Annotated in this window: 6 protein-coding genes; 5 read left to right on the forward strand and 1 reads right to left on the reverse strand. The window is 70.9% G+C overall.

Features of this window, described 5'->3' with window-relative positions; all coding sequences use genetic code 11:
* Window positions 1-246 (reverse strand): SAM-dependent methyltransferase (locus ACWGH4_RS31880; protein ID WP_453467009.1); only part of this gene is annotated, 246 nt, incomplete at its 3' end.
* A 172-nt stretch (window positions 247-418) separates the two neighbouring features.
* Here ACWGH4_RS31880 and ACWGH4_RS31885 point away from each other — a divergent pair.
* From ACWGH4_RS31885 to ACWGH4_RS31905, 5 genes are all read left to right on the forward strand, one after another.
* A complete protein-coding gene (locus ACWGH4_RS31885; RefSeq protein WP_005321911.1) occupies window positions 419-673 on the forward strand; it encodes a hypothetical protein in 255 nt (84 codons plus the stop codon).
* 15 nt (window positions 674-688) lie between these two features.
* Window positions 689-1,675 (forward strand): 3-oxoacyl-ACP synthase III family protein, encoded by a 987-nt coding sequence (locus ACWGH4_RS31890; protein ID WP_005321909.1) that lies wholly within the window; start codon window positions 689-691, stop codon window positions 1,673-1,675.
* Window positions 1,672-3,165 carry an FAD-binding protein gene (locus ACWGH4_RS31895; RefSeq protein ID WP_453467012.1) on the forward strand — a complete coding sequence of 498 codons (1,494 nt, stop codon included), beginning with the start codon at window positions 1,672-1,674 and terminating at the stop codon, window positions 3,163-3,165. The genes ACWGH4_RS31890 and ACWGH4_RS31895 overlap by 4 nt, the downstream gene beginning before the upstream one ends.
* A gap of 78 nt (window positions 3,166-3,243) precedes the next feature.
* Window positions 3,244-3,729 (forward strand): SRPBCC family protein, encoded by a 486-nt coding sequence (locus tag ACWGH4_RS31900; protein ID WP_453467014.1) that lies wholly within the window; start codon window positions 3,244-3,246, stop codon window positions 3,727-3,729.
* Window positions 3,726-4,489 (forward strand): alpha/beta fold hydrolase (locus tag ACWGH4_RS31905; RefSeq protein ID WP_453467016.1); only part of this gene is annotated, 764 nt, incomplete at its 3' end. The genes ACWGH4_RS31900 and ACWGH4_RS31905, both read left to right, overlap by 4 nt.

The following is a 4,489-nucleotide window of genomic DNA, read 5'->3' on the forward strand; positions in this document are numbered from 1 at the left end:
GCCCCAGCCGCAGCCCACGTCCAGCACCCGCCGGCTGCCGGCGGCGCCGGCGAGCTCGACGAACCGGTCGAGCTTGCGCTCCTGGGCCTCGTCGAGGGCCTCGGTGAGGCCCTCGCCCTCCTCCCAGTAGCCGCCCGAGTACATCATCGTCGGCCCCAGCAGGAGGCGGTAGAAGTCGTTGCTCACCTCGTAGTGGTGCCTGATCGCGTCGACCTCGGGGACCGACCTGTCAGCGACCGTCGTCATCTCTTCCTCAACTCCTGTCGGGGTGCGCGGCTGTCGGGGTCGAGGAAAGCGAAGTGCTCGCAACAGATGTGCAAGACGGCGCCGGGCCGGCGGTGTTGCGCCCCGCTTGCGCGGCTGCCGGTTCGATTCCTAGGCGTAACACCCCAAGCCTTGCGAGAGAGGACCGAACCCCATGTCGCTGCCCACCGTCGAAGAACTGGCGAGCCAGCTCGAGGCCGTCTCCGGCGCCCAGAAGGTCGACCCGGACCAGCCGCTCCAGCACATCGCCGACGTCGACTCGCTGGACCTGATGGAGTGGTTGTACGGGTTCCAGAACCAGTACCCGCACATCCCGGCCGACGAGTCGCTGTTCGCCGACATCGACGACACCACGACGCTGCGCGTCGTCCACGACCGGATCGTCCAGCTCGTGCCCGCCCAGGCCTGATCAGGGGAGAGTCCTGTGAACGGCTTCGACATCACCGGGTGGGGCATGGCCGTACCCGAACGCGTGGTCTCCAGCACGGAGCTCGCGCAGCGCTTCGGCGTCGACGAGAACTGGATCGTCAGCCGGTGCGGGATCCACGAACGCCGGGCCGTCGGTCCCGGCCAGACGACCGCCTCCCTTGCTGTCGAGGCCGGCCGGCGCGCACTGGACAAGGCGGGGCTGAGCGGCGGCGACATCGCCCATCTGATCGTCGCCACCGCCACCCCCGAACAGCCTTCGCCGGCCACGTCCGCGTTCGTCCACCACGAACTGGGCATCGCCGGCAGCGCGCACGACGTCAACTCCGAGTGCGCGGGCTTCGTCTACGGCCTCGTCCAGGCCATGGCGCTCATCAAGATCGACCCGCGGCCGATCCTGCTGATCGGCTCCGACACCCACACCCTCACCGCCAACCCCGCCGACCGGGACCTGTCGATCCTCGTCGGCGACGGCGCGGGCGCGGTGGTGCTCCGGCCGGCCCCGTCGGACCCGGTGCTGGGCTGGAACCTGGGCGCCGACGGCAGCTGCGCCGGCAGCCTCAAGGTCCTGGCCGGCGGCAGCCGGATGCCGACCACGGAGGAGACCGTCCGCCAGGGGCTGCACTACGCACAGATCAACGGCAACGAGATCTACCTCAACGCCGTGCGCTACACCGTGCGCACGGTGCGGGAGACGCTGACCAGCGCCAAGGTCGAGGCGGCCGACGTCCGCCACGTCATCCCGCACCAGGCGAACATCCGGATCATCAACTCGATCCTCAGCCACACGGGCCTGCGGCCCGAGGCCCTGGTCACGAATCTGCACAAGTACGGGAACACCGCGTCCGCGTCGATCCCGATCGCCCTGACCGAGGCGCTCGACGAAGGCCGCATCAACGACGGCGACCTGGTCCTGCTGGCCGGCTTCGGCGCGGGCATGACCTGGGGATCGGTCCTGCTGGAATGGGTCGGAGGACAGAAATGAACAACGCACTCTCGCGGCGCAAGGTACTGGGCGGCATCGCCGCAACGGTCGTCGGCTGGAGCGTCGCCAACCAGACGTGGGCGACGGCCGCCGAGGTCGACGGCGGCCAGTACATCGACGTCAGACAAGTGCCCGCCCTGGACGGGACGCTGACCACGTCGGCGACCGACCTGGACGGATTCCGTCAGGACTTCGGGCGGCTGAAGCCGTCCGCGCCGTGGGCGGTCCTGCGTCCTGGTTCCGACCAGGACATCGTCAAAATGGTCAACTACGCCCGGACCAACAAACTGAAGATCGCCGTCAACGGGCAGGGCGGCACCGGCGACGACATGGAGTCGCACTCCGTGTACGGCCAGGCGGCGGTGCCGCAGGGCGGCATATCCATCGACGCCCGCGCCATGTCGAAGATCCTCAGCATCAACGCGACCAACGCGGTCGTCGAGGCCGGTGTCACCTGGGGACAGCTGACGGACGCCGCGCTGAAGGTGGGCAAGACACCGCCGGCGCTGCCCGACTACCTGCACCTGTCCATCGGCGGCACCGTCTCCATCGGCGGCATCGGCGGCACGGTGCAGAAGTTCGGCCTGCTGGCCGACACCGTCCACTCCATGGACGTCGTCACCGGCACCGGTGAGCTCGTCACCGTCTCCGCCTCGGCGCGGCCCGACCTGTTCCACTCGATCCTGTCCGGCGGCGGCCAGACCGCGATCATCCTGCGCGCCAAGGTGAAGCTCGCCCCCGCACCCCAGCGGTCGGTCGTCTTCAGCCTCTTCTACGACGACCTGGCGACCTACCTCGCCGACGGCGAGAAGGTCATGGCGGAGAACCGGTTCCACGTCCAGGCCGGCGAGATGCTGCGCCGCCCCGACGACACCGGCTGGCGCTACAAGATGGAGGTCGCCGCGAACTACTCCGGCACCGCCGTCCCCGACCGGGCGGCCCTGCTGGCCGGACTGCTCGACAACCGGGCCCAGGCCGTCGTCGAGGACGTCGCCTACCGGGACTACATGTTCCGGCTCGACGGCTACGAGGTCTACCTGAAGGAGACCGGCCACTGGTTCCAGCCCAAGCCGTGGCTGAGCCTGTTCCTGCCGGCGTCCAAGACCAAGGCGTTCATGGAGCTGGTGGAGCAGGAGCTGACCGCCTCCGACCTGGGCGGCGGGTTCCTGCTGTTCTACCCGTACTACACCCGCAAGATCACCCGGCCGCTGGCGGTGCAGCCCAACGAGTCCGTCGGCTACCTGTTCGACCTGCTGCGGTTCCCCAACCCGGGCGACCCGAACATCTCGCAGATGCTCGAGCAGAACCGCCGCCTGTACGACAAGGCCGTGGCGCTGGGCGCCAAGCGGTACCTGGTCGGTGCGATCCCCCGGATGACCACCGCCGACTGGAGGACTCACTTCGGCTACCGCTGGGAGGAGTTCTACAAGGCCAAGCGGCGCTACGACCCGGCGAACATCCTCACCCCCGGTCAGGGCTTCTTCGGCTGACGTGTCCGGCCGCGGGCCCCGTCCCCGGGGCCCTTCGCGGGGCCCGCACCCTGACCCGTACACCGACAGGAGAAGGACATGACGAGTTACGACCTGATCGACGAGGCGGTCATCGACGCTCCGCCGGACGTCGTCTGGGACGCGCTGCTCGCCGAGTTCCGCGGCGGCGCGCAGTGGTGGGTGCCGGCCAACACCTTCGCCGCCGCGTCCGGTTCACCGGACGAGGTGGGCGGCGAGGTCAAGGTGACGGTCCACACCAAGGGCGTCGACAAGGGCGGTCTGAAGCTGCGGTTCACCTCACGCACGACGGCGGTCGAGACGGGCAGGCGACTGTCGGTCGAGTACGTCGAGGGGGTGTTCCGCGGGCCGAGCGACTTCCTGCTCGAACCACTGGACGGCGGGCGCCGCACCCGGCTCGGCATGCACTTCCGGGGCCGCCCGCACGGCTGGCTGAAGGTGCTCGCCAAGGTCGCCGACATCGGCGCGGAGCACTCCAAGGCCACCAGCGCCGCGTTCGCGGCCCTCAGCGGCGTGCTGGCCAGGGAGAAGGAGGGGGCGCGATGACGACGACGGCGGCGCCGCCCGCCACGGAGAGCGCACTCGTCACCGACGACGGCGCCCGCCTGGCGGTGAGCGTCCTCGCCCCGCTGGGCGCGCCGTCGGGCCGCACGGTCGTCCTCGCGCACGGCTGGGCCGCGGCCCGGCGGGTGTGGGGCACGGTCGCGGACCGGCTGATCCGCGACGGGCACCGGGTCGTGCTGTACGACCTGCGGGGGCACGGCGCCTCCACGTCCGGCCGGGAGCCGTTCTCGGTGCCCCGGCTGGGGGCGGACCTGGGCGCGGTCCTGGACCATGTCGGGGCGCCCGGCGACACGATCGTCGTGGGGCACTCGGGCGGCGGGTTCGCGGCGATGACGTACGCCGTCTCTCCCGCGGCCCGGCTGGGCGGTCTGGTGCTGCTGGGCACCGCCGCGCACGACCAGGACACGCCCGACAGCGAAGTGAGGATGATGGGCAGCCCTCTGTTCTCGTGGGCGGTGCGGCGGCCGGCGCTGGGCCGTCTGCTGCTGGGGCAGAACATGCTGGGCAAGCGGGCCGACGCCTGTGCCCGGGAGGTCAACCGGCAGATGTTCGCGGCCGCGTCGCCGCGGGTGCGGTCCGAGGCGTTCGCCTCTTCCCGCGGGATGGACCTGCGCGGGCAGCTGGCCGCGCTCACCGTCCCGGCGGTGGTCCTGGCGGGCGGCGGCGACAAGGTCATCGCCCCGGCGCTGGGACGGGCGGTGGCCGAGGCGCTGCCGGGCGCCCGCTTCGAGGAGATCGAGGG

This window comes from Streptomyces sp. NPDC054847, from assembly GCF_053610925.1.